Genomic DNA, 20,303 nt, shown 5'->3' on the forward strand with positions numbered 1-20,303 from the left:
CAGTGAGCGTCATGGCCGCCGCAGTTCTCCTCTTGTCAGGATGCACCCCCGCTGTGGAAGCCACGAAGTCGTCGGATGCGCACCTTGCGATGGCCGGGCCGTGGGCCGAAGAGTTCCGAGCTGCGCTCGATGACGGTGTTTCGGACTTCGAGTTCAAGGTCCTCGCTGACGGTGAGGTGACCACTGCGGAGCTCGAGGCTGCGCACGAGCGCGTGGGCCGGTGCCTCGCGGACTCCGGACTGCGGATCGACTACGACCCGGACGGGGGATTCGGCCTCGAATCACTCGATGGACGCTATCCCGACGGCTTCTTCGAGCGCTCGGACCCGATCCTCCGAAAATGCGAGGAAACCGCCGACGAGTACGTGACGTACCTCTACGAAGAGACGCGGCGGAACCCCGACCGACTCGATGATGCGAAGATCACCGTTCCGTGTCTGCGGAAGGCCGGCCTCGTCGGACCTGACTACACCGAGGAACAGTGGCGGAAGGACCAGGACGCCGACGCCTTCCCGTTCGACTCGATGGGCGAGCAGGCGAAGCAGTGCGCCCTTGATCCGCTCGGGCTCTGGCGGCAGTGATGCGCTTCCCGTCTGCCGCACTCCTGGCGCTCGGGGCGATGGTGGTCGCGGCTTCTACGGCCGCCGCCATCGCGGTCACGGTGCCGGCCGAGGTGCCGGCTGCACTCCGGACGGCGGCCCCCGCGAGCACCGTCCGGGTGACCGAGCGCACCGATGCCGATGAACGACAGGTGCAGCTCGCACTCGACACCGGCGCCCCGCGGGCGGTCGTGACGTCGCGGACCGGCACGGTGACGACGTCGACGTGCTCGACCGGGGCACCCGTGCGGAGCGGGGACGTCCTCGCGCGGGTCGACGGGCGGCCGGTGATCGCGCTCGCCAGTGACGAGCCGCTGTGGCGCGACCTCGAGCGCGGCGACCGCGGGGCCGACGTAAGGGGTTGCAGCGGGAACTCACGCGCCTCGGTGCCGGGCTGAGCGTCGACGGCGTCCTCGGCCCGGGCACGCTCCGCGCTGCGCACCAGTTCCTGGTCGACCGAGGTGTCGACCGCGACGACCTGCCCGACGACGTCGTGCCGCGGGACCCGTTCGCATGGGTGCCAGCCGCCGAGAACACCGTCCTGGCGTGCGTGGCCGTCGTCGGTGCAGCAGTCGGCGCCGACGGTGTCCTCGTCGAACTCCCGGCCGAACTCCGCGGTGCGCGCATCGAGGCGCTCCCGGTCGATCCGGCGCCGGGGAGCGCGTGCTGCGGATCGGGAACGCCGACGTCCCGACCGACGCCGCCGGCGTGGTCTCGTCGCCGACGGCTCTCGCCGCGATCACCGCCCTGCCGGAGTACGCGGCGACGGTCGCTTCGGCCGACGGCACACCGACCGTGGCCGCGACGTGGACGCTCAGTCGCCCGCGGACCGTCCAGGTGGTGCCACCGACCGCCCTCTGGGACCTCGAGGGTGACCGGGCGTGCCTGCAACCGACGACGGGGCGGTCGCTCCGGGTCGAGGTCCTCGGGTCGGAACTCGGGCAGTCGTTCGTCCGGGTGCCCGGCGGACGAACGCTCGACCGGATCCGTGCCGCGCCGGACCGGTCCAGCTCGTGTCGGTGACGCTCGAGGGCGTGGGGCACGTCTGGCCGAACGGTACCGTGCTGTTCGACCGCGTCGACCGCACCTTCGCCGAGGGAGCGTGACCGCGGTCGTCGGGCCGAGCGGTTCCGGCAAGTCGACACTGCTCGCGATCCTCGCCGGGATGCTCCGTCCGACGCGCGGTGCCGCCGTCCGTCCGCCGGGCTGTCGGCCGCTCTGGGTCTTCCAGAACCCGTACGGGGTGGCCCGCCGCCGCGTGCTCGACCACGTCGCGCTGCCGTTCGTCGCCGAGGGCGCGGATCGTCGGACCGCGGACGTCCGGGCGCTCGAGGTCCTCGAGCGCTTCGGGCTCGGCTCGCGGGCGCACGCACGGTTCGCCGAGCTGTCCGGTGGCGAGGCGCAACGCCTGATGCTCGCGCGCGCGATCGCGAGTGCGCCGGGTCTGATGCTGGTGGACGAGCCGACGGCGCAACTCGACCGGGCGACCGCGATCGAGGTGAACCGTGGGATCGGTGCGCTCGCCGCGTCGGGGACGGTCGTCGTCGTCGCCACGCACGACGACGCGACCCGTGATGCCTGCGACGGAGTGCTCGACCTCGGGCGGTACCGATGAGCCCCCGCCGGATGCAGGTGACCGAGGTCTGGCGAGAGGCGTGGCGCGACATCGCTTCCGGAGCGTCGTGGGCAGCCACGGCCGCTGTCGTGCTCGCGGTGCTGCTCAGCGGTGTCGTGGGCATGCGCGCCGCAGCGGTCGCCGATGACGTCCGAGCGGCTGCGGAGTTCGTCGCGAGTGGTGCGGCGACGACCGTCCAGCGGGCCGAGGGTCGGATCGACGGCCGTGTGTGCGATGCCCTCGCGGACGCCGAGGGGGTCATCGCGTCCGGTGCGTTCCGGCGCGTCGATGCCGGGGTCGTCCCCGTTGCGCTCCCGGGTTCGGCGATCCCGACCTACGAGGTGACCGCCGGGGTGGGTGGTCTGCTCGGCGGCTCGGCAGCCGACGGAGCCGCGGGCGTGATCGTCTCGCCCGCGGTGCACGAGATGCTGGGTCTTGCTGCCGGCGATCGCCTCGTGACGGTGGGCGGCGCGGACACCGGAGTCGCCGGTGTGTACGACCACCCCGACGACGGCCGGGACCCTGACCTGGAGTACGCGGTCCTCGCGCCGACGGTGGACGACGGGTCGTCGTTCGACGCCTGCTGGGCGACGGTGTGGCCGCAGCGCGACGACACGGTCTCGATGCTCCGGCGCACCGTCCTGCCGGCGAGCGGGGCCGAGGACGAAGACCGACCGACCGCCGGGCAGCTCAACCCGACCCTGGGCGCGGTCTTCACCCCCGCAGTGCGGCAGCCAGTGCTCGTCCCGTTCGGTGCAGCGGCCCTCGTGGGGCTGACGATCGGCGCGGCAGCGGTCGCACGGCGCCGGCTCGCCCTGGCCTCCGACCGGCACGTCGGGGTACCGCGGAGCGCGCAGGTCCTCGGAATCGTCCTGCAGCACCTGGTCTGGGGATGGGTCGGGGCGGTGGTCGCGACGAGCGTCGCGGTGGTGTCGGTGCGTGGCCTCGACGTCGAGGACGCGCTGCCGATCGTGCGCGAGGCGATCGCGATCGCGTCCCTCGGGCTCGTGGGCGCGCTGCTCGGCGGGGCGCTCGCCGCGGCCGCGATCCGCGAGCGCGCGCTGCACCGCTACTTCCGCTCCCGCTGACCGCAGCTGGCGAGGCGGAGGCGCACCGGGCCTCCCGTCCGCTGCGGGACCCGTCCGCCAAGGCGACCCGTCCGCTGCGCGACCCGTCCGCTGCGCGACCCGTCCGCTGCGCGACGCGTCCGCCGAAGCGACCCGTCCGCTGCGGGACCCGTCCGCCAAAGCGACAGATCGCCGCGAACTGTTCACGGCGATCTGTCGCTTTGGCGCACACGTCGCACCGGGGTCGCTTGGATCTGTCGCTCTGGCGCGGCCGACCACGCCCACTTGGTTGACGCGTCAACCAAATGGGCGCACACTGGTGCCATGCACACGCAGGACCTCCTCGCCGCCGACACCGGGATGGGTGCCGTCACCCTCCGAGTCGCGAACCTCGACCGGATGATCGGCTACTACCGCGACGGCGTCCAGCTCTCGCTGCTCTCGAACGAGGGCGGCGTCGCCGTGCTGGGGCGATCGGGCGCCGGGGGTCTGGCGATCCCGATCGTGATCCTCGAGCACGCGCCGTCGATGCAGCACGCCGGCCCGCACGATGCCGGCCTGTTCCACACCGCGATCCTGTTCGACACGAGGGCCGACCTGGCTGCCGCGCTGTACTCGGTCGCGACGAAGTTCCCGCAGACCTTCACCGGCAGCGCCGACCACCTGGTCAGCAACGCGTTCTACTTCACGGACCCCGAGGGCAACGGCGTCGAGCTGTACTGGGACCGCGACCGCACCGAGTGGTCGTGGACGCACGGCATGGTCGACATGGACACGAAGTACGTCGACCCGAACGCGTTCCTGCAGGAGCATCTGACGGCCGACGCGGTGGAGTCCGCGCCGAACGCGCCGGGCCGGGTCGGTCACGTGCACCTGTCGGTCGGCGACGTCGCCAGCGCGAAGGACTTCTACGTCGACAAGCTCGGCTTCGCGACGACGGCCGGGTGGGGTGAGGCCCTGTTCGTCAGCGCCGGCGGGTACCACCACCACATGGCGATGAACACCTGGAACTCCCGTGGGGCCGGGCGCCGCCAGCTCGCGCTCGGGCTGGGGCTCGTGCGGATCGAGGTGCCTGGGTCGGACGACCTCGGTGCCCTCGTCGCACGCATGCACGACACCGGGGTGCAGACCGCCGACGACGGCCGGACGGTCGCGTTCGAGGACCCGTGGGCGAACCGCATCGAGGTGACCGCGCCCGGTCGCGGCTGACGGGGTCCGCTGCGGGCGGCCGAGACTCGGGCTGTCCGACTGTTCTCGCGCCCGAAGCCACGAGAAGTGTCGCTGCCACCGAGTCTCGGCGCCGCCACCCACCGCCACCCGCGGGTCACGCGCGGTTCGAGATCCCGCCGTCCGACGTCAGCAGCTGCCCGTTCACCCAGCGCCCCTGCTCCGAGCAGAGGAACCCGACGAGTGCAGCGGTGTCCGACGGTCGTCCGAGTCGGCCGAGCGGCGTGCCCTCGACCGCCCAGCGCTTGACGTCGTCGGACATCCACCCGGTGTCGTTCGGGCCGGGGTTCACCACGTTGGCGCTGACGCCGAGGCTGCCGAGCTCCTTCGCGGCACCGAACACGAGGCGGTCGAGGGCCCCTTCGACGCCCCGTACGGCAGGTTGTACGCGATGTGGTCGCTCGTCAGTGCCACGATCCGCCGGCGGTCCCGCGGTGCAGCGTCGCCAGCGCGTTCGAGTGCGGCCGCGTACGCCTGCACGAGCAGGAACGGCGCGCGGGCGTTGACCGCGAAGTGCCGGTCCCACGACTCGACCGTCGTGGTCCGGACGTCCGAGTCGACCGATTCGCAGTGCGACATCACCAGGGCGGTGACGGGTGCGCCCGCCTCGGTCTCGGCGCGGCCGACCAGGGCGGCCGCCTGGTCCGGGTCCTCCAGGTCGACCGGGAGGCGCGTCACGCGTGCACCCACCGACTCGCACTCCTGCACGACGGATTCGACCCCGTCGGGATCCGCGCCACCGCTCACGCGGTCGTCGTACGGGCCCCACCACGAGATGGCCAGGTCCCAGCCGTCGGTCGCCAGACGGGTGGCGAGCGCCGCGCCGATGCCGGCTCTGCGGCCCACGCCGGTCACCAGGGCGAGTGGTCGTGCGGACGTCATACGGGCCTCCTGTCCGGTGCGCCGTCGCACCGATCGCCACCCAGTCTGCCGGAACCGGGCACGCGCGTGGCCATCGCACTCGGTGTCCTGTCGGCGAGGACCGGCACGCGAGGGCCAAGATGGACGGATGCCACGCACACGACCACCGCTCGGACGCGGACCCCGCGGCGGTCGTCCGGACCCGCGCGACCTGCCGATCGAGCACGTCCGCGACCGGATGTCGTCCTACATCTACGGCAACATCACGGTGCTCGCCGCCGCGATCGCCGTCGACCCGGCCGCCATCCACCACGGTTCGGCGATCTGGGCCGTCCTGGCGACCGCGGTCCTGACCTACCTGGCGCACGTCCTGGCGCACCTGGTGGCGCACGGTCTCGGCGGCGACGACTCCCAGACCGACGACGCCCGACGCGAGTCGGTCGTGACGATCATGCGGAACGCGAACCCGATCGCGACGTCCGGACTCATCCCCGCGGTGCTGTACGCGGTGGCGTGGATCGGGTGGATCCCGACGGGGTGGGCGCAGACGGCGGCCCTGGTCATCCTGGTCGTGCGCATCGGGATGGTCGGCGTCTTCATGCAGCGGTTCAGCGGCAAGCGGCCCACGTTCCTCGGACTCTGGGGTGGCATCGTGCTGGCCGCCGTGGCGTTCGTGATCGGTCTCGTGAAGGTGGTGTTGACGCATTGAGTGCCACCGAGTCCGAGCCGAAGCCGAAGCGGGCCGGCTGGAAGTTCCTCCGCGACCTCGTCGTCATCGTCGTCGTGGCGCTGCTGGCGTCGTTCCTGGTGAAGGCCTACCTGGTCCGGTCCTTCTACATCCCGTCCGCGTCGATGGAGAACACGCTGCTCATCGGCGACCGCGTGCTCGTCAACGAACTCGTCCCCGGCGCCGTCCCACTGCAGCGCGGTGACGTCGTCGTGTTCCAGGACCCGGGTGGCTGGCTCGGCACCGGGCAGGGCGACGACCTGATCAAGCGCGTGATCGGCCTGCCCGGCGACACCGTGTCGTGCTGCGGCACCGATGGTCGGCTGTCGGTGAACGGCCACCCGGTCGACGAACCGTACGTGGTGCCCGAGATCGGGTCGGACCGGGTCTCCGGCACCGACTTCGACATCACCGTGCCGAAGGGGCGCATCTGGGTGATGGGCGACAACCGGTACAACTCGGCGGACTCCCGCGTGCACGGCACGGTGCCGGTCGACGACGTGGTCGGTCGTGCGTTCATCACCACGTGGCCGGTCTCACGGTGGACGGTGCTCTCGCGGTACGCCGACGAGTGGGACCAAGTGCCGGACCCGTCCTGACGTCGGTCGCGCTCGGTGCGGTAGCGTTCCAGTTCGCGCGCCGGACCGGCCGGTGCCGAGCGGATCGGAGGCGCGTGTGGCGGCCTCCGAGACCGCGTTCGACTACCAGGTCGGCGGCGACGACGAGCTCTCGATCCGCCGCATCGGTACACACGGTCCGCAGTCCGGCACCATCGGGCCGCGTCCGGAGCACGTGGTGTTCTGGCTGACGGACGGCCGAGCCCGAGTGACCTCGGACAGCGGCGGATCCTGGGACGTCGGTGCTGAACGCCCGATGATGCTGTCCGCGCCGGTGGCCTACGGGTTCGACACCGACGCCACCGCCATGACCCTGATCCACCTGTCCCCGGCACTGCTCGGCGACAGCGGCGGGCGGACCGAGTTCCGGCAACCCGACGCCGCCGACCCCCGGATCGAGCCCCTCCGAGCACTGCTCCGCGACGTCACCGGGCGGGTCCTCGACCCCGCGCTGCCGGCCGACGAGCGGGCCGCCCTGAACCGACGCATCGCGACGGTCGTGCTGTCGACGTTCTCGCCGGCGCGGTCCGACGTCGAGCACCGGATGCGTCGCGCGATCCGCTTCGTGCACGACCAGGCCGACCGGCGGCTCTCGGTGGCCGACATCGCGGACTCGTGCGGCCTGAGCGAGCGCGGTGTGCAGGACCTCTTCCGCCGGCGGCTCGCGGTGACACCGATGCAGTACCTGCGCGAGGTCCGGCTCGACCGGGTCCACCTCGAACTCGGCCGATCGCGTTCGGGCGCGCTGCTGGTGAGTGACGTCGCCCGGCGTTGGCGGTTCACACACCTCGGGCGCTTCGCTGCCCACTACCGCGCACGCTTCGGCGAGCAGCCGCATGAGACGATCGCTCGGGGTCCCGGCGCGGTCTGAACCGACCCGCGCTCAGCAGCCAGTCGTCGTCAGGGTGACCGTCGCGACGGCGTCGTTCGTCACCGTGGTCGTCTGCGGGCACAGCGAGCCCGCGCGGACGGTCACCTTGCCGAGCGGAACGCCCGCGAAGTCCGCGGTGCCACCGGGGAACACCCGCTGGTGCTCGGAGAGCTTGCCCGTCGACGCGAACACCTTGACCTCGTAGGGGCGGTCGGCGGCGTTGTCCGACACGGTGACCGAGACCTGCCCGGTCGAGTCGTGGGCACCGCACCCCGCGAGCGTCACCAGGGCCACCGCGGCGAGGGCGACGGCGGGCAGGACACGGCGGGACACGCGTCCAGGGTAGTCCGGGGCCGGGTCGCGCCGGACCAGGGTCGGCCGCCGAGCGCTCGGCGAGCCTGCCCCGCGGACTGGGGTGGTGCGTCCTCCGTAGTGGGGACAAGACCTGTCCGGTTGGCGCGTTAGCGTGGGTGCATGCACTCGGAGACAGCGACGACCGTCCCAGTCACCGGCGCGCCCGACGCCGTGCGCCGAGCAGCGCTGCTCGCCGCACTCGACGTCGTCGAGGGTGGTGCCGAAGAGCGCTTCGACCGGATCACCCGCATCGCGCGTGAAGCCCTCGGTGTCTCCGGCTCCTTCCTGAACCTGGCGGGTGAGACCTCGCTGACCATCAAGTCCCAGCAGAGCGACAGCCACTTCGGACCGGTCATCCCGCTGCAGGACACCTTCTGCGGGCGCACCTTGGGAGAGCGCGGCCCCGTTCTCGTGCCGGACGCGCGCATCGACGCCCGCTACTCCGACATGCCGATGGTCGTCGGCGACCCGAACGTCCGCTTCTACGCCGGGGTCCCGCTGCGGCTCGGCGACGACGACGTCAAGGTCGGCACGCTTTGCCTCATCGACCCGGAACCGCGGACCCTCGACGCCGACGAGGTCGCCCTGCTCCAGGAGCTCGGCGTCTGGGCCGAGCGGGAACTGGCCGCCGGCGCCGACGAGGACCGCCTGCGGTCCGTGCTCGCGGGGCTCGAACCCGGCACGCTCGACGTACCCGGCTACCGGATCGCGGGGCTGTCGGTCCCGCACGGCGTCGTGTCCGGCGACTTCCACGACTGGCACCGTTCCGGCGACGACGCCGTGCACCTGACCGTGGCGGACGTCATGGGCAAGGGCATGTCGGCCGGGCTGCTCGCCGCGAACATCCGCGGTGCACTGCTCGCCCGCGGCGACCTCGCACCCGACGTCGCCGTCGCCGAGCTCGAGGCGCAGGTCGCACCCGACCTCAGTCGCGCCGAGTCGTTCGCGACGATGTTCCACGGCCGGCTCACGCCCTCGACCGGCCGGATCGACTTCACCGACGCCGGACACGGGCTCGTCCTGCAGCTCCGCGACGACGGCGCCGAGCGGATCCTGCGATCATCCGACCTGCCGATCGGGCTGCACCCCGCGGGCATCGAGCGTGCCTCCGGCTCGCTCGTCATGCGTCCGGGTGACGTGGTCATCGTGGTCAGCGACGGCGCGCTCGAGCTGTGGGACTCCACGCTCGCGTCGCTGTCGCAGCTCGGCGCGCTCTACCGCGGATCGCCGGACATCGCGACGTTCCTGCAGCGCGTGCGGTCGCGCGCGGTCGACCACGACCCGGGCGACGACCTGACCGTCGTCGTGGTCGCGCGCGACGTCTGACGAGTCGTCGGCGAGCCGTGCGCCGATCGTCGGTCGGTCGGTCGGTCGGTCGGTCGGTCAGGACTGGTCGCTCTTCGACTGGTCACGACGTGCCGTCGGCGCGCCGCCGAGCGGTCACGAACGGTCGGGCGCCGGGGTCTGGACGACGGCTCGTGACCGGTCGTCGGACGTGAGCGGGGTGTCGTGACCGCTCGTGACCAGTCGGGGCCCGCTCGGGGCACGCAGCGGCAGGCCCGCAGCAGGAATCAGCTGAGGCGCCGAGGCGCTCGATGAGCTCGGCGTACCGCGCGGCCGTGCGGGACACGATCGCCTCGGGCAGCACCGGGGGCGTGCCCTGGCGGTCCCAGTTGGCGCTGAGCCAGTCGCGCACGATCTGCTTGTCGAAGGAGTCCGTCCGACCGTCGGCCCGGGCGTCCCAGTACCGGCTCGAGTCGCTGGTCAGGACCTCGTCCGCGATCCGGATCCGGCCGTCGGCGTCCTGCCCGAACTCGAACTTGGTGTCCGCGATCACGACGTCGCGCTCGAGGGCGATCGCGGCTGCCTCGGTGTACACGTGCAGCGACAGGTCGCGCAGGGTCGCCGCGACCTCGGCGCCGACCAGGTCGACGGTCTGCTCGTACGAGATGTTCTCGTCGTGCTCACCCTGCGGTGCCTTGTAGGCAGGGGTGTAGATCGGCTCGGGCAACCGGTCGCCGTCGGACAGCCCCTGGGGCAGGGCGACGCCGCAGACGCTGCCGGTCTGCTGGTACTCGGCCCAGCCGCTGCCCACCAGGTACCCGCGCACCACGCACTCGACGGGGAACATCTCGAGCGGCATGACGTGCATCGACCGCGACTCGACCTCGGCCGGCACGGGCGTGCCACCGGACGCCGGGCCGATGATGTGGTTCGGCACGTCGCTCAGCTGGGTGAACCAGAAGCGCGACAGGCGGGTGAGCAGCTCGCCCTTGCCCGGGATCGGTGGCTCGAGTGCGAAGTCGTAGGCGCTGACCCGGTCGGACGCCACGAGCAGCAGCTCGGACGCACTCTGGATGTCGGCGGTACCGGCCGGCACGTAGAGCTCGCGGACCTTGCCCGACGAGACGTGTTCCCAGCCCTCGATCACGGGCGCGGCGCTCATCGGGTGACCTTCGCAGCGATGTCGGTGCGGTACTGCGCGCCCTGCAGGGTGATGTCGCCGAGGCCCGCGTAGGCGCGCTCCCGGGCCTGGGCGAAGTCGGACCCGGTCGCGACGACGCTGAGCACGCGACCGCCGGTGGCGACGAGGGTTCCGTCGAGCAGTCCGGTGGCGGCGTGTGCGACGGAGACACCGTCGCGGGCGTTCGCGGCGTCGATGCCGGTGATGGGCCGGCCGGTCTGCGGGTTCTCCGGGTAGCCCTCGCTCGCGAGCACGACCGTGACCGCTGCGTCCGGACGGAACGAGGGTGCCGGGGTGCCCCCGAGCTGGCCCGTCGCGGCGGCGAGCAGCAGCCCGCTCAGCGGCGTCGCCAGGCGGGGAGGACGACCTGGGTCTCCGGGTCACCGAAGCGTGCGTTGAACTCGATGACACGGACGCCCTGCTCGGTGACGATGAGGCCGCAGTAGAGCAGCCCGACGAACGGGGTGCCCTCGTGCTCGAGGCGACGGACGGTGGGCAGGGCGACCAGCTCGGTGACCTCGTCGACGAAGGCCTGTTCGGACGCCCAACGATCGGCCAGCCACGGCAGCGGCGAGTACGCGCCCATGCCGCCGGTGTTCGGCCCGAGGTCGCCGTCGGCCAGGCGCTTGTAGTCCTGTGCGGGGCTGAGCGGGCGGACGTCGTGGCCGTCGCTCAGGAAGAACAGCGAGACCTCTTCGCCGTCGAGGAACTCCTCGACCACGACGTGCCCGTGCTGCAGCCAGTAGGTGGCGTGGTCGATCGCGGCCTGACGGTCCTCGGTCACGAGGACGCCCTTGCCCGCGGCCAGCCCGTCGGCCTTCACGACGTACGGTGCGCCGAGCTCGTCGATCGCGGCGACGGCCTCTTCAGCCGTGCCCGCGTACACCGGGCGACCGGTGGGGACGTTCGCCTCGGACATGATGCGCTTCGCGAAGGCCTTCGAGCCCTCGAGCTGCGCGGCGGCCTTGCCCGGCCCGAAGACCGGGATGCCCCGGGTGCGGACGGGGTCGGCCACACCGGCGATGAGCGGTGCCTCGGGCCCGACGACGACCAGTTCGACGCCGTTCTCGATCGCGTACTCGGCGACGAGTGCGCCGTTGGTGGGGTCGAGGGAGACGGTCTCGACGTCGGCGGCGATGCCGGCGTTGCCGGGCGCGGCCGTGATGACGTGGCCCGCCTGTTCAGCGAGGAGGGCCGTGATGATCGCGTGCTCGCGGGCACCGGAACCGAGGACGAGGATTCGCACCCGATCACCCTACCGATCAGGACTCGCCCCCGCGAGGCGACGGCTAGCCTGTGGAGATGCCACCCAGGAGGATCGAGGACGCCGCCGGCCGTGCCGCGCTGACCGCGGTGCAGCAGGGCGACACGGCACGGGCGACCATCGCGACGGCCGTCCGGTGGACCCTGCAGCGCCTCGCCGACGACGTCCCGGGCAACAGCGTCGAGGTCCGGGTGCCGCCGTTCGCCGCGGTCCAGGCCGTCCCCGGCCCGCGCCACACCCGTGGCACGCCGCCGAACGTGGTCGAGACGGACGCCACGACCTGGCTCGCGCTCGCGACCGCGGAGCTGACCTGGGACGAGGCCGTCACGCAGTCACGCGTCAGCGCTTCCGGCTCGCGTGCGGACCTGACGGCGTTCCTGCCGGTGCGGGTCACGCCGTAGTCGCGTCGAGGAACTCCCTAGGCGGACGAACCGAATTAGGTAGTCCCTACCGATGCGGGCGCATGCACTGCGAACCTACGCTTGAAGTCGCCGGGATTCGGACCCGACCCGAACGGGTCCGAACCCGGCGACAGGGACCAAGGTACGCGATGTTCCACACAACGTGTCAACCGCCGCGGCGCGTCGTGCTGCAATGCGCAACGTTCTTGCGTCTGGAGTGGACTCAGAACAGTCCGGCGAGCTCCGACCGCGCGTGCAGGTCCCACTTGCCGAACACCCGCGACAGGTGCGCGTCGATGGTCCGCGTCGAGAGCCCGAGCTCCTCGCCGATGAGGCGGTTGCTCAATCCCTGCGCCGCGAGCTCGGCGACCTGGTACTCGCGGTTCGTGAGCGGTGGTTTCGGCCGGCCGGCCGTGACCGCCATCCCGTGCGACGCGAGCACCCCCTGCGCCGCGATCACCCGCGTCCGGTCGCGTGCGGTCAGGGCGTCGGCGTACTCGACGATCGCCGCGGCGAGCGGACCGTCGACCCGAGCGGCGGCCTCGCGCATCCGACCGAGTGAGGTACCGGTCTCGCGTCCGTTCATCATGTCCATCGCGTAGTGCAGCGTCTGGGCGTACATGACGTGCGTCCACCCACCGCTGGCCGTCCCGCGGTCGATGATGTCGTCGGCGTGCCGGAGCCCCGCCGGGTTGCCGAGCACCGCCTCGGTCCAGGCGATCGTCACCGCGACCTGCTCCCCGGTGATCCGCATGGCCCGCTTCGGTGTGGCCCTCGCCCGGTCGAGCGCACGTGTCGCGTCCTCGGTGCGACCGGCGTAGGCGTACGCCATCGCGAGCCGCGCCCACGGGTAGGCCGCGAAACCACCGTGGTCCGCGACGTCGTACCGTTCGCAGGCGGCGGAGAACGCCGCGATCGCATCGTCCCAGCGTCGTTGGCCGATGGCGAGGTTGCCGTCCCCGATGAGCTCGAGGGTGAAGTCGTACTTCAGGTACGGGTTGGACCGTCGGACGGGCACCTCGGTCAGCAGATCGGCCAGGTCGCCCCGCCAGACCTGCACCTGGTGCAGCACGGACACGATCTCACCGACGCTCCACGGTGCGTCCTCGAGGTGCTCGGTCGCGGTGGCCAGCGCCCGGCGACCGAGGGCCGAGGCGTCGTCGAGCCGGCCGGCCGTGGCGAGCGCCATGATCGCGCAGGGGGCGACGCAGAGGAACGCGAACGGGATGGTCGGCGCGTGCACGATGCCGCTGCGCTCGAGCTCGGCCCGCACCTCGTCGAACCGCCCGCCCCAGCCGAGGTGCGCGAGGCGCAGCAGCCGGAGCCGTTCGACCGCCTCGCCGGACACCAGCCTGCTGGCGACGTCGGTGAGCGCGACCGCCGCCAGCACGTCGTCGTCGTGGAACTGCCGGATGTTGGCGAGGATCTCGCAGGCCTCGACCACGAGGGTGTCGTCCACCGTGCCGGGGTCCGCGCGGGCGACCGCCCAGGCGGCCTCGGCGTCGGCACGACCGGCCTCACGCCCGTCGCTGTACGAGTACGCGAGCGACCGCAGGCAGCGCGCGGCGACCTGCTCGTTCGGGTGCAGCGTCCGCCGGAGTGCTGCGGATGCCAGGGCGATCGCGCTCTCGTGCTCCTGCAGCCGCACCGCGACCTGCGCCGCGTCGAGCAGCTGCTCGACCGGGGGCACGACACCGCAGTCGAGCGCCCAGAGTGCCGACCGCAACCGCGCGGCGGGCGGGGCGCCCTCGGGACTGTCGGCGCGGAAGGCGTTCGCGCGGGCGAAGAGTGCCGTGCGGCGGGCCACCGGTACCAGGCCGCGGATCACCTCGCCGACGAGCGGGTGCTGCGGACGGGCCACCGCGGCACCGTCGTCGAGCGAGTCGATCCGGACCAGCCCGAGCGCGACCACGCGGTCGACGTCGCCGCCGCTGACCAGGCCGAGCAGCCGCGCGAGCGGGATCGGGTCGGCCAGCGCAACGATGTCGACGACGTCGCGCAGGTCCTCCGGCAGCGAGCCGAGTTCCGTCCGGTACATGTCGGCGAGGCTGTTCGACGCCGTCACCCGGCCGCGCCAGTACCACCCGGACGCCGTGTGCTCGAGGGCGCCCGAGGTGCGGGCGGCGCGGACGACCTCGCGCAGGTAGAGCGGGTTGCCGGCGGTCGCACGGTGCACCCGCTCGGCCGAGGCGTTCTCGAGCTGCGAGCCGAGCGCCTCGGCCACCAGGGCCGACGTCTCGCGCAGGGTGAGCGGCTCGAGGTCGATGCGCTCGAGCAGGTCGTCCTGCCACAGGGCGCGGAGCGGTTCCGGCAGCGCGGTGAAGTCACGGCAGGTCAGGACGAGCCGCGCACCCTGGTGCCGGACGAGCCACGCCACGTACCGGGCGGAGATCGCGTCGAGGTGGTCGGCGTCGTCGACGCGCAGCAGGACGTCGCGGTCCGCCAGGTCGGCGATGGCCCGGAGGCGCTGCTCGGCCCCGGCGTCGTCGGACAGTTCGGACAGGGTCGCCGGCAGCTCGCCGAAGCGGTCCGAGATCGCCCCGAAGGGCATCGACCGCCCGGAGGCGACGGCGGTGATGGGCACCACGACCGTGCGCCCGGTGGCGTCCCGTCCGGCGACGCGGTCGGTGACGCGGGCCGCGACGGTGCTCTTGCCGAGACCCGGGGCGCCGACGAGCGCGACGCTCCACTGGTGCTCCGCGACGACGGACACGGCACGGTCCTCTTCGTGGCGTTGCATCACGGGCCAGGTCACGCGCGCCGGGGTGCTCGGGGTGCGACCTCGCCCCCGTACGGTCCGTTCTCGCATCCGTGTCACCTCCAGCCCTTGGGATACCAACGCGTACGGATCATCCTCTCCTGGATCGGACTGCGCGGACAGGCCGGGAGACGTCCCACAGTGGGGGACAATGGGTGGGTGAGCAACACCGATCGACCCGACGACCAGCCGGTCCCGGCCCCTGCGCCGAACGCCGTCTCCACCTCTGACGAGGTCACGATCCGTCGTGCCCCGAAGTTCGGGGTGTTCATCGTCGGCGGTGCGGTGCTCGGGTTCATCGCGACCCTGATCGTCGTCTCGCTCACCATGAACCTCGGTGGCCAGCAGGAGGAGTCGAGCTTCGGCAGCCTGGTGGGCTACTTCAGCCTGTGGGGCGTGACGATCGGCGCCTTCGTCGGCGCGGTCGTCGCCGTCGTGTTCGACCGGGTCTTCGCCCGGCGCGCGGCCCGCCTGACGGCGGAGCGTGTCGAGGTCGAGCTGCCGCCCGAGACGGTCGACGGCGAGATCGACGAGCACGGCGACCAGCGGCCGTAGCCGCGACCGTCTTCGGACAGGAGGCCCGGTGCCAGCTGGCACCGGGCCTCCTGTCCGTCTGGTGGTCGCGATCGCGACCACCACTCAGCTGAGCTGGTTCGCCTCGACCCAGGACAGGTACTCCGGGCTCACGGTGCCCGTGACGTACTCGCCCGTGAAGCAGCTCATCTCGAGGTCGGTGACGTCGGAGCCCTCGATGATGGCGTCCCGCATGTCGCCGATCTCCTGGTAGATCAGGTGGTCGCTGCCGAGCACGCGGTTGATCTCCGGGATCTTCCGGTCGTGCGCGATGAGCTCGTCGCGCGTCGGCATGTTGATGCCGTAGACGTGCGGGAACCGCACCGGCGGAGCGGCACTCGTGAAGGTGACCTCGTTCGCACCGGCGGCGCGGGCCATCTCCACGATCTCCTTGCTCGTCGTGCCGCGCACGATCGAGTCGTCGACGATCAGGATGTTCTTGCCCTTGAACTCCGACGACATCGCGTTGAGCTTCTGCCGGACGGACCGCTTGCGTTCCGCCTGGCCCGGCATGATGAAGGTCCGGCCGACGTAGCGGTTCTTGTAGAAGCCCTCGCGGTACTCGATGCCGAGCTTCTGCGCGACCTGCATCGCGGCCGGTCGGGACGAGTCCGGGATCGGCATCACGACGTCGATGTCACCGGTCGGCGCGTACTGCTCGATGGTGTCCGCCAGCCGGTTGCCGAGGCGCAGGCGGGCATCGTAGACCGAGATGCCGTTCATGACCGAGTCGGGACGGGCCAGGTACACGTACTCGAACGAGCACGGCACGAGCCGCGGGTTCTTCGCGCACTGCCGGGCGTGCATCTGCCCGTTCATCTCGATGAAGATCGCCTCGCCCGGGGCGACGTCGCGCACGATCTCGTAGCCGCCGGACTCGAGCACCAGTGACTCGCTCGCGACGACCCACTCGGGCTGGCCGGCCTCGTCGAACTTGTGCCCGAGGATGAGCGGCCGGATGCCGAACGGGTCGCGGAACGCCAGCAGCCCGTGGCCGGCGATCGTGGCGATCGTGGCGTAGGAGCCCTCGACCCGCTCGTGCACGCGCTCGACGGCGTCGAAGACCTGCCCGGGGTCGAGGTCCGTACCGCGGACCTGCCCCTGCAGCTCGTGCGCCAGCACGTTCACCAGGAGCTCGGTGTCCGACGTGGTGTTGAGGTGTCGACGGTCGATGTCGAACAGTTCACGCGTCAGTTCCCGCGTGTTGGTGAGGTTGCCGTTGTGGACGAGGACGATGCCGTAGGGCGCGTTCACGTAGAACGGCTGCGCTTCTTCCTCGTTGCTCGCCGCGCCCTTGGTGGCGTAGCGCACGTGGCCGAGGCCCATGGTGCCGAGGAGGGCGCGCATGTCACGGGTGCGGAACGACTCCCGCACGTGGCCGCGGGTCTTGTGCATGTGGTGCACGTGACCCTCGACCGTGGCGATGCCCGTCGAGTCCTGCCCGCGGTGCTGCAGGAGGAGCAGTGCGTCGTAGATGGATTGGTTGGCGGGGCCCTGTGCAACGAGGCCGACGATGCCGCACATTCGCGGGTGTGCTCCAGACCGTAGAATCGGGGGTACCGAACAAGTCTGCCATGTCACCGCGAAGGACTCCGCATGCCCAACCCGTACGCCGAAGCCGGAGTGGACACCGCTGCCGGTGACCTGGCCGTCGAACTCATGAAGTCCGCAGTCGCGGCGACGCACGACAGCCACGTGCTGGGCGGCGTGGGCGGCTTCGCCGGTCTCTACGACGTGTCGTTCCTGAAGGACTTCTCACACCCGTTGCTCGCGACCTCGACCGACGGCGTCGGCACCAAGGTCGCCATCGCCCAGGCGATCGACAAGCACGACACCATCGGGCAGGACCTGGTCGGCATGGTCGTCGACGACATCGTCGTGGTCGGTGCGAAGCCGCTGTTCATGACCGACTACATCGCCTGCGGGCGCGTCGTCCCGAACCGCATCGCCGACATCGTCGCCGGGATCGCCCGCGGCTGCTCGGCGACGGGCACCGCGCTGGTCGGTGGCGAGACCGCCGAGCACCCCGGGCTGCTCGGCCCGGACGACTACGACGTGGCCGGTGCCGCGACGGGTGTCGTCGAGGCCGGTTCGCAGCTCGGTGCCCACCTGGTGCAGGACGGCGACGTCGTGCTCGCGATCGAGTCGTCGGGTCTGCACTCGAACGGGTACTCGCTCGTCCGGCACATCCTGGCGTCGCGCGGGGTCGGGTACACCGACCAGCTGGCCGAGTTCGGCGGCGTCTCGGTCGGCGAAGCCCTGCTCGAGCCCACCCGCCTGTACACGACGCCGCTGCTGGAGCTGCTCGAACAGCACCCGGGCGCCGTGCACTCCCTGTCGCACGTGACCGGTGGCGGCATCGCGGCCAACCTGGCGCGTGTGCTGCCCGTCGGCTCGTGGATCGAGGTCGACCGCTCGACCTGGCAGCCGCTCCCCGTCTTCCGCGTGCTCGCCGACATGGCCGGCACGCCGATCGAGGACACCGAGAGCACCTGGAACCTCGGCATCGGCATGTTCGCCGTGGTGTCCGCCAGCGCCGCGGTGGACGTCATCGAGTCGCTCGGCGTCGCCGGGATGCCCGCGTGGCCCGTCGGCACGATCGCCACGTCGCCCCGCGACCTGACCGGGTTCGAGCAGGGCGCCAAGGGTGTCGACGGCGGTGCCGTCCGGCTCGTCGGGAGCTACGCCGCCTGACCCTGGGGCTGACCCTGCCCGGCTCGGCCGTGCCGTGCCGTGCCGTGCCGTGCTGTGCTGCGCCGTGCCGTGCTGCGTGCGGTGAGTGGTCACGAACCGTCGTTCGGCAGGCCTGCAACCGACGGTTCTCGACCGCTCGGCAGCTTGTGCGCGGGGAGTCGTGACCACTCGAGGCGGGGACCCGGGCGCGGTTCCGGGGCGTGGGGCCCTGGGTCGCGGGTACGCGAGTCCGTACCTCCGGTGCGTATCGTGCTGGCGACTCGCCGTAGTGCGTGCGGCGAGTGGTCGCGAACCGTCGCCTGACGGGCCTGCAACCGACGGGTCTTGACCGGTCGGCATGGTGCACACGGCGAGTCGTGACCACTCGAGGCGGGGACCCGGGCGCGGTTCCGGGGCGTGGGGCCTTGGGTCGCGGGTACGCGAGTCCGTACCTTCGGTGCGTATCGTGTTGGCGACTCGCCGTAGTGCGTGCGGCGAGCGGTCGCGAACCGTCGCCTGACGGGCCTGCAACCGACGGGTCTTGACCGGTCGGCATGGTGCACACGGCGAGTCGTGACCACCCGAGGGGTGTCTGGGAGCCAGGTGTCCGGGCACGCAGAAACGCCGCGCTGCCCGGAGGCGCGCGGCGTGACGGCTGTGCAGGTCAGGCGGACTTGTTCTGGTCCGCTTCGGTCTCGAACTCGTCGGACTCGTCTGCCGCTTCGGGACCGTACTGGTCCGCCCAGCGGTCGACGAGATCGTCATCGGAGTGTTGTCCGGCGGAGAGCTCCTGCTCGAGTGCACCGTAGTTCGTCTGCGGGCTGAAGTACTTCAGCTCACGGGCGACCTTGGTGTGCTTCGCCTTTTGACGGCCGCGCCCCATGCGTGACCCCCTCGTTCGGCTCTGGTCCGGTCCTGGCGAATGACGGAAGATCACTCGGGGAACCAGACGGTTCGTGGTTTGAAATCTGCCGATCACTCTACCATGTACCTCGATCTGGACGTCGCCGCGACGGCTCCGCGCACAGGAGAATCGAAGTGATGACCGAACCCCTCGAGAGCCCAGCCGACCAGTCCGCCCGTGTCGTCGTCATCGGTGCGGGGCAGGCCGGACTGTCGGTGGGATACCACCTGCGCCGCCTGGGGCTCGTGCCCGGCACCGACCTGGTGCTGCTCGATCGTGCCCCGAGCACGGGTGGCGCCTGGCAGTTCCGATGGGAGGCCCTGCGGCTCGGCGCGGCGCACCGCGTGCACGACCTGCCGGGGATGCGGGCGATGGGGCTGCAGTTCGACGACGCCGATCGGTCACGACCCGCCCGGGACGTCGTGGGGAGTACTACCGGCGGTTCGAGCAGCACTACGACCTGCGGGTCCGGCGTCCGGTCGCGGTGCCGTCAGTCTCGCGCACCGCGGACGGCCGATTGTGCGTCACGACCCGTTCCGCTGACGGTACCGAGACCCGGATCCGTGCCGACGTCGTGGTGAACGCATCGGGCACGTGGGGCACGCCGTTCGTGCCGTGGTACCCGGGCCGCGGCGCGTTCCGCGGACGACAGCTCGACACGACCGAGTACCGCAGCGCCGCGGAGTTCGCCCGGCAGGACGTCGTCGTGGTCGGCGGCGGGACGAGTGCCATCGGTTTCCTGCTCGAACTCGACGGTGTCGCGCGGTCCACCCACTGGTTCACCCGACGGCCGATGGTGTGGGCGGACTCGTCGTCACTCGACCTCGAGTCCGCGGTCGCAGCGGTCGACGAGCAGGACCGGGCCGCCCGTGCCGGCGAGGTGCTCCCGAGCATCGTGAGCGGCACGGGCGTGCCGGTCTCGCGGCGGATCCGGGCGGGCATCGACCGCGGGGTCCTGCGCGACCAACCGATGTTCACGCGGATGGACGAGACCGGCGTGGTGACCGCCGACGGCACGCACGTGCACGCCGACGCGGTGCTCTGGGCGACCGGGTTCCGGGCCGACCTGCGGCATCTCGCTCCGCTGCACCTGCGGACCGCGGCCGGCGGGGTCGTCGTGGCGGACGGTCGCTCGGTCGACGAGCCGCGGTTGTTCCTGGCGGGCTACGGGCCGCAGGCCTCGACGATCGGGGCGAACCGGGCCGGACGGCTCATCGCCCGCCAGGTGATGGACGTGCTCGCCGCCGCGTGAGTCGCTCCGCCTGGTGCGAGGTTGACCTCCCGGTGCGAGGTTCTTTCGGCGCACCGAGTGATCAACCTCGCACCAG

At 71.8% G+C, this 20,303-nt stretch carries 21 protein-coding genes and 2 pseudogenes; 15 read left to right on the top strand and 8 right to left on the bottom strand.

The genetic code is table 11. From position 1 onward, the window contains the following. The first annotated feature begins 2 nt into the window (after positions 1 to 2). From JN350_RS06000 to JN350_RS06025, 6 genes are all read left to right on the top strand, one after another. Positions 3 to 581: a hypothetical protein gene (locus JN350_RS06000; protein ID WP_205463913.1), complete on the top strand. Its 579-nt coding sequence runs from the start codon at positions 3 to 5 to the stop codon at positions 579 to 581. Further along, positions 581 to 997: a hypothetical protein gene (locus JN350_RS06005; RefSeq protein ID WP_205463914.1), complete on the top strand. Its 417-nt coding sequence runs from the start codon at positions 581 to 583 to the stop codon at positions 995 to 997. The genes JN350_RS06000 and JN350_RS06005 overlap by 1 nt, the downstream gene beginning before the upstream one ends. 265 nt (positions 998 to 1,262) lie before the next feature. Continuing rightward, positions 1,263 to 1,622 carry a hypothetical protein gene (locus tag JN350_RS06010; RefSeq protein ID WP_205463915.1) on the top strand — a complete coding sequence of 120 codons (360 nt, stop codon included), beginning with the start codon at positions 1,263 to 1,265 and terminating at the stop codon, positions 1,620 to 1,622. Positions 1,623 to 1,701: 79 nt separating this feature from the next. Next, the gene (locus tag JN350_RS06015) at positions 1,702 to 2,214 is read left to right on the top strand and encodes an ATP-binding cassette domain-containing protein (RefSeq protein WP_205463916.1); all 513 of its coding nucleotides are present in this window, start codon (positions 1,702 to 1,704) and stop codon (positions 2,212 to 2,214) included. Positions 2,215 to 2,225: 11 nt separating this feature from the next. Beyond that, a complete protein-coding gene (locus JN350_RS06020) occupies positions 2,226 to 3,302 on the top strand; it encodes a hypothetical protein (RefSeq protein ID WP_205463917.1) in 1,077 nt (358 codons plus the stop codon). Between the two features lie 303 nt (positions 3,303 to 3,605). Then, the gene (locus JN350_RS06025; RefSeq protein ID WP_205463918.1) at positions 3,606 to 4,490 is read left to right on the top strand and encodes a VOC family protein; all 885 of its coding nucleotides are present in this window, start codon (positions 3,606 to 3,608) and stop codon (positions 4,488 to 4,490) included. A 115-nt stretch (positions 4,491 to 4,605) separates the two neighbouring features. Here the strand turns inward: JN350_RS06025 and JN350_RS20630 are convergent, their stop codons facing one another. After that, on the bottom strand, positions 4,606 to 4,851 hold the full coding sequence (locus tag JN350_RS20630; protein ID WP_461963989.1) for an SDR family oxidoreductase: 246 nt from the start codon (positions 4,849 to 4,851) through the stop codon (positions 4,606 to 4,608). After that, complete coding sequence (locus JN350_RS06030) at positions 4,797 to 5,390, bottom strand: SDR family NAD(P)-dependent oxidoreductase (RefSeq protein ID WP_461963992.1); 594 nt, start codon at positions 5,388 to 5,390, stop codon at positions 4,797 to 4,799. The genes JN350_RS20630 and JN350_RS06030 overlap by 55 nt, the downstream gene beginning before the upstream one ends. A gap of 127 nt (positions 5,391 to 5,517) precedes the next feature. Between JN350_RS06030 and JN350_RS06035 the strand changes: the two genes are divergently transcribed. From JN350_RS06035 to JN350_RS06045, 3 genes are all read left to right on the top strand, one after another. Further along, on the top strand, positions 5,518 to 6,078 hold the full coding sequence (locus JN350_RS06035; RefSeq protein ID WP_205463919.1) for a hypothetical protein: 561 nt from the start codon (positions 5,518 to 5,520) through the stop codon (positions 6,076 to 6,078). Next, on the top strand, positions 6,075 to 6,695 hold the full coding sequence (gene lepB / locus JN350_RS06040; RefSeq protein WP_205463920.1) for a signal peptidase I: 621 nt from the start codon (positions 6,075 to 6,077) through the stop codon (positions 6,693 to 6,695). The genes JN350_RS06035 and lepB overlap by 4 nt, the downstream gene beginning before the upstream one ends. A 76-nt stretch (positions 6,696 to 6,771) precedes the next feature. Further along, complete coding sequence (locus tag JN350_RS06045; RefSeq protein WP_205463921.1) at positions 6,772 to 7,584, top strand: helix-turn-helix transcriptional regulator; 813 nt, start codon at positions 6,772 to 6,774, stop codon at positions 7,582 to 7,584. 12 nt (positions 7,585 to 7,596) lie between these two features. Here JN350_RS06045 and JN350_RS06050 read toward each other — a convergent pair whose 3' ends face one another. Next, complete coding sequence (locus JN350_RS06050) at positions 7,597 to 7,917, bottom strand: hypothetical protein (RefSeq protein ID WP_205463922.1); 321 nt, start codon at positions 7,915 to 7,917, stop codon at positions 7,597 to 7,599. A gap of 141 nt (positions 7,918 to 8,058) precedes the next feature. Here JN350_RS06050 and JN350_RS06055 point away from each other — a divergent pair, with 141 nt between their 5' ends. Continuing rightward, positions 8,059 to 9,264: a PP2C family protein-serine/threonine phosphatase gene (locus tag JN350_RS06055; RefSeq protein ID WP_205463923.1), complete on the top strand. Its 1,206-nt coding sequence runs from the start codon at positions 8,059 to 8,061 to the stop codon at positions 9,262 to 9,264. Positions 9,265 to 9,523: 259 nt separating this feature from the next. Here JN350_RS06055 and JN350_RS06060 read toward each other — a convergent pair. Continuing rightward, a pseudogene (locus JN350_RS06060) lies at positions 9,524 to 10,384 on the bottom strand (phosphoribosylaminoimidazolesuccinocarboxamide synthase); the annotation flags it as partial. Continuing rightward, positions 10,381 to 11,648: pseudogene (purD, locus tag JN350_RS06065) on the bottom strand (phosphoribosylamine--glycine ligase). The pseudogenes purD and JN350_RS06060, both read right to left, overlap by 4 nt. A 56-nt stretch (positions 11,649 to 11,704) precedes the next feature. On the opposite strand from purD, the gene JN350_RS06070 reads away from it, so the two are divergent. Further along, positions 11,705 to 12,067, top strand: a complete 363-nt coding sequence (locus tag JN350_RS06070; RefSeq protein WP_205463924.1) for a sterol carrier family protein — start codon at positions 11,705 to 11,707, stop codon at positions 12,065 to 12,067. Positions 12,068 to 12,290: 223 nt separating this feature from the next. On the opposite strand, the gene JN350_RS06075 is transcribed toward JN350_RS06070, so the two are convergent. Next, entirely contained in the window at positions 12,291 to 14,822 is a 2,532-nt protein-coding gene (locus JN350_RS06075; protein WP_205463925.1) for a helix-turn-helix transcriptional regulator, read from the bottom strand. Between the two features lie 162 nt (positions 14,823 to 14,984). Between JN350_RS06075 and JN350_RS06080 the strand changes: the two genes are divergently transcribed. Further along, on the top strand, positions 14,985 to 15,380 hold the full coding sequence (locus tag JN350_RS06080) for a hypothetical protein (RefSeq protein WP_111085569.1): 396 nt from the start codon (positions 14,985 to 14,987) through the stop codon (positions 15,378 to 15,380). Between the two features lie 84 nt (positions 15,381 to 15,464). Here JN350_RS06080 and purF read toward each other — a convergent pair whose 3' ends face one another. Further along, positions 15,465 to 16,922: an amidophosphoribosyltransferase gene (gene purF, locus JN350_RS06085; protein ID WP_205463926.1), complete on the bottom strand. Its 1,458-nt coding sequence runs from the start codon at positions 16,920 to 16,922 to the stop codon at positions 15,465 to 15,467. Positions 16,923 to 16,994: 72 nt separating this feature from the next. Between purF and purM the strand changes: the two genes are divergently transcribed. Beyond that, positions 16,995 to 18,092, top strand: a complete 1,098-nt coding sequence (gene purM / locus JN350_RS06090; RefSeq protein WP_205463927.1) for a phosphoribosylformylglycinamidine cyclo-ligase — start codon at positions 16,995 to 16,997, stop codon at positions 18,090 to 18,092. 643 nt (positions 18,093 to 18,735) lie between these two features. On the opposite strand, the gene JN350_RS06095 is transcribed toward purM, so the two are convergent. Continuing rightward, positions 18,736 to 18,954: a DUF3073 domain-containing protein gene (locus JN350_RS06095; protein ID WP_111085566.1), complete on the bottom strand. Its 219-nt coding sequence runs from the start codon at positions 18,952 to 18,954 to the stop codon at positions 18,736 to 18,738. A gap of 158 nt (positions 18,955 to 19,112) precedes the next feature. Here JN350_RS06095 and JN350_RS20635 point away from each other — a divergent pair, with 158 nt between their 5' ends. Beyond that, positions 19,113 to 19,556 (top strand): NAD(P)-binding protein, encoded by a 444-nt coding sequence (locus JN350_RS20635; protein ID WP_461964002.1) that lies wholly within the window; start codon positions 19,113 to 19,115, stop codon positions 19,554 to 19,556. Next, on the top strand, positions 19,460 to 20,227 hold the full coding sequence (locus JN350_RS06100) for an FAD-dependent oxidoreductase (protein WP_461964005.1): 768 nt from the start codon (positions 19,460 to 19,462) through the stop codon (positions 20,225 to 20,227). The genes JN350_RS20635 and JN350_RS06100 overlap by 97 nt, the downstream gene beginning before the upstream one ends. Positions 20,228 to 20,303 lie beyond the last annotated feature (76 nt).

The organism is Curtobacterium sp. 24E2 (assembly GCF_016925595.1).
GTDB lineage: Bacteria > Actinomycetota > Actinomycetes > Actinomycetales > Microbacteriaceae > Curtobacterium.

Coding starts and splice junctions, on each gene's coding strand:
- JN350_RS06005 (WP_205463914.1), top strand. CDS start 581: ATGCGCTTCCCGTCTGCCGCACTCCTGGCGCTCGGGGCGATGGTGGTC.
- JN350_RS06020 (WP_205463917.1), top strand. CDS start 2,226: ATGCAGGTGACCGAGGTCTGGCGAGAGGCGTGGCGCGACATCGCTTCC.
- JN350_RS06025 (WP_205463918.1), top strand. CDS start 3,606: ATGCACACGCAGGACCTCCTCGCCGCCGACACCGGGATGGGTGCCGTC.
- JN350_RS06030 (WP_461963992.1), bottom strand. CDS start 5,390: ATGACGTCCGCACGACCACTCGCCCTGGTGACCGGCGTGGGCCGCAGA.
- JN350_RS06035 (WP_205463919.1), top strand. CDS start 5,518: ATGCCACGCACACGACCACCGCTCGGACGCGGACCCCGCGGCGGTCGT.
- JN350_RS06055 (WP_205463923.1), top strand. CDS start 8,059: ATGCACTCGGAGACAGCGACGACCGTCCCAGTCACCGGCGCGCCCGAC.
- JN350_RS06070 (WP_205463924.1), top strand. CDS start 11,705: ATGCCACCCAGGAGGATCGAGGACGCCGCCGGCCGTGCCGCGCTGACC.
- purF (WP_205463926.1), bottom strand. CDS start 16,922: ATGTGCGGCATCGTCGGCCTCGTTGCACAGGGCCCCGCCAACCAATCC.
- purM (WP_205463927.1), top strand. CDS start 16,995: ATGCCCAACCCGTACGCCGAAGCCGGAGTGGACACCGCTGCCGGTGAC.
- JN350_RS06095 (WP_111085566.1), bottom strand. CDS start 18,954: ATGGGGCGCGGCCGTCAAAAGGCGAAGCACACCAAGGTCGCCCGTGAG.
- JN350_RS20635 (WP_461964002.1), top strand. CDS start 19,113: ATGACCGAACCCCTCGAGAGCCCAGCCGACCAGTCCGCCCGTGTCGTC.